The following is a 2,936-nucleotide window of genomic DNA, read 5'->3' as shown; positions in this document are numbered from 1 at the left end:
TCACAAAGTCGCGCTGTCACGCCGTCATGGAGTCACGGCGGACCGGGTCTCACCCCAGGCGCTGGACCAACGCCCGGTATTCGTCCCACAGTTCTTTCGGCGTGTGGTCACCGAAGGTGTTGAGGTGCTCCGGAACCAGCGCCGCCTCCTCGCGCCAGACCTCCTTGTCGACGGTGAGGAGGAGGTCCAACTCCGCTTCGGAGAGCTCGAGTCCGTCGGTGTCGAGCGAACCCTTGGCCGGCAGGATGCCGATCGGCGACTCGACGCCCTCCGCCGTGCCCTCCAGACGCTCCACGATCCACTTGAGCACCCGGCTGTTCTCGCCGAACCCGGGCCAGACGAACCGGCCCGCGTCGTCCTTGCGGAACCAGTTCACGTAGTAGATCTTGGGCAGCTTCGACTGGTCGGGCTTGTCCGCGCCCACCTTGATCCAGTGGTTCATGTAGTCGCCCATGTTGTAGCCGCAGAACGGCAGCATGGCGAACGGGTCGCGGCGCAGCTCGCCGACCTTGCCCTCGGCGGCGGCGGTCTTCTCGGAGGCGACGTTGGCACCGAGGAAGACGCCGTGCTGCCAGGTGAAGGACTCCGTGACCAGCGGTACGGCGGTGGCGCGACGGCCTCCGAAGAGAATGGCCGAGATCGGCACGCCCTTCGGGTCCTCCCACTCGGGGGCGATGATCGGGCACTGGCCGGCCGGCACGGTGAAGCGGGCGTTGGGGTGGGCCGCGGGGACGCCGGACGCGGGGGTCCAGTCGTTGCCCTTCCAGTCGGTGAGGTGCGCGGGCGGCTCCTCCGTCATGCCCTCCCACCAGACGTCGCCGTCGTCGGTGAGCGCGACGTTGGTGAAGACGGAGTTGCCCCACATCGTCTTCATCGCATTGGCGTTGGTGTGCTCGCCGGTGCCGGGCGCGACGCCGAAGAACCCGGCCTCGGGGTTGATCGCGTAGAGCCGGCCGTCCTCGCCGAAACGCATCCAGGCGATGTCGTCACCGATGGTCTCGACGCTCCAGCCGGAGACGGTCGGCTCCAGCATCGCGAGGTTGGTCTTGCCGCAGGCGCTCGGGAACGCGGCGGCGACGTAGCGCGACTCCCCGCGCGGCGGGGTGAGCTTGAGGATCAGCATGTGCTCGGCGAGCCAGCCCTCGTCGCGTGCCATGACGGAAGCGATGCGCAGCGCGTAACACTTCTTGCCCAGCAGGGCGTTGCCGCCGTAGCCGGAGCCGTACGACCAGATCTCACGGTCCTCGGGGAAGTGCGAGATGTACTTGGTCGCGTTGCACGGCCACGGCACGTCCCGCTCCCCCTCCGCGAGCGGGGCGCCGAGGGTGTGGACCGCCTTGACGAAGAAGCCGTCGGTACCGAGTTCGTCGAGGACCTCCTGTCCCATGCGCGTCATGGTGCGCATGGAGACGGCGACGTACGCGGAGTCGGTGAGTTCCACGCCGATCGCGGAGAGCGGGGAGCCGACCGGGCCCATGCAGAAGGGCACGACGTAGAGGGTGCGACCGCGCATCGAGCCCCGGAAGACGCCCTGTTCGCCGGAGAAGATCTCCCGCATCTCGGCGGGGTCCTTCCAGTGGTTGGTCGGGCCCGCGTCCGACTCCTTCGCGGAGCAGATGAAGGTGCGGTCCTCGACGCGGGCGACGTCGCTCGGATCGGACGCGGCGTAGTAGGAGTTGGGGCGCAGGGTCGCGTCCAGCTTCGTGAAGGTGCCCTTGGCGACGAGCTCCTCGCACAGGCGCTCGTACTCGGCTTCTGAGCCGTCGCACCAGACCACACGGTCCGGCTGGGTGAGGGCCGCGATCTCGTCGACCCAGGAGACGAGCTCCTGGTGCCGGGTGGGAAGAGGGGAGGGAGCCGCGTTGTCGCGCGCCACGATCGCTCCTTGTCGAGGGTGGATTGCCGTTGATGCCCCGTGGGGGCTTCGACCCGGATGCTTCGACTGCGTCATCCCTGGCGCTCATCCGGTGCCGACCGCACTCATTTGATCATCCGACGCTTCCGCCCATCTGTCCAGAGGGCCTCACATGTGAGCATGACCACTCGGAGGCGTGAGCCTCGGCGCCCCGAAAAGAGCTTCGCGGCGTGGCCGAGGGCGCCCGGAGAGTGAGCCATGGGTGCCCGGAGAGTGGGCCACGGGTGCCCGGAGAGTGAGCCTGACCACTCGGACGCGGTACTTACGGGGGCGTAGGTAGCATGCGGACATGACTGCTGCCGGTGCGTCCGCACCCGATACCGCCGTCCTGGACGCCGAGCCGCTCAAGCCGCGGATGCGCGGCTGGCTGCACGCCGGCATGTTCCCCGCGGTGGTGGTCGCCGGACTGGCACTCATCACGCTCACGGACAGCACCGAGGGACGGATCGCCTGCGCGGTGTACATCCTCAGCGCCTGCCTGCTCTTCGGCGTGAGCGCGGTCTACCACCGCGGCACCTGGGGTCCGCGCGGCGAGGCGGTGCTCCGGCGGCTGGACCACGCGAACATCTTCCTGATCATCGCGGGCACGTACACACCGCTCACCCTGCTCCTGCTGCCGGATTCCACCGGGCGGCCCCTGCTGTGGGCGGTCTGGGCGGCGGCGCTGGCGGGGATCGCCTTCCGGGTGTTCTGGGTCGGCGCCCCGCGCTGGCTGTACACGCCCTGCTACATCGCGATGGGCTGGGCGGCGGTCTTCTTCCTGCCGGACTTCATGCGGGCGGGCGGCGTCGCCGTGCTGGTCCTGGTCGTCGTCGGCGGCCTGCTCTACAGCGCGGGCGGCGTGATCTACGGCCTCAAGCGCCCCAATCCCTCGCCGCGCTTCTTCGGCTTCCACGAGGTCTTCCACTCGCTGACCCTCGCCGCGTTCACCGCGCACTACGTGGCCATCTCGCTCGTCGCCTACCAGCACGACTGACCGTCCCCGCGCCTTCAGCCCGACGCCCCCTGCGGCAGCTGCCGC

At 69.2% G+C, this 2,936-nt stretch carries 2 protein-coding genes; one reads left to right on the top strand and one right to left on the bottom strand.

All coding sequences use genetic code 11. The features are described 5' to 3' along the window. Positions 1-49: 49 nt before the first annotated feature. Positions 50-1,876 carry a phosphoenolpyruvate carboxykinase (GTP) gene (locus tag ACFWEP_RS33675; RefSeq protein ID WP_387375959.1) on the bottom strand — a complete coding sequence of 609 codons (1,827 nt, stop codon included), beginning with the start codon at positions 1,874-1,876 and terminating at the stop codon, positions 50-52. A gap of 328 nt (positions 1,877-2,204) precedes the next feature. On the opposite strand from ACFWEP_RS33675, the gene ACFWEP_RS33670 reads away from it, so the two are divergent. Beyond that, on the top strand, positions 2,205-2,891 hold the full coding sequence (locus tag ACFWEP_RS33670) for a hemolysin III family protein (RefSeq protein WP_387375957.1): 687 nt from the start codon (positions 2,205-2,207) through the stop codon (positions 2,889-2,891). Positions 2,892-2,936: the final 45 nt, after the last annotated feature.

It is taken from the genome of Streptomyces sp. NPDC060198 (genome assembly GCF_042728415.1).
Taxonomy (GTDB): domain Bacteria; phylum Actinomycetota; class Actinomycetes; order Streptomycetales; family Streptomycetaceae; genus Streptomyces.
This window is presented reverse-complemented; position numbering and strand designations above follow the sequence as displayed.

Coding starts and splice junctions, on each gene's coding strand:
- ACFWEP_RS33670 (WP_387375957.1), top strand. CDS start 2,205: ATGACTGCTGCCGGTGCGTCCGCACCCGATACCGCCGTCCTGGACGCC.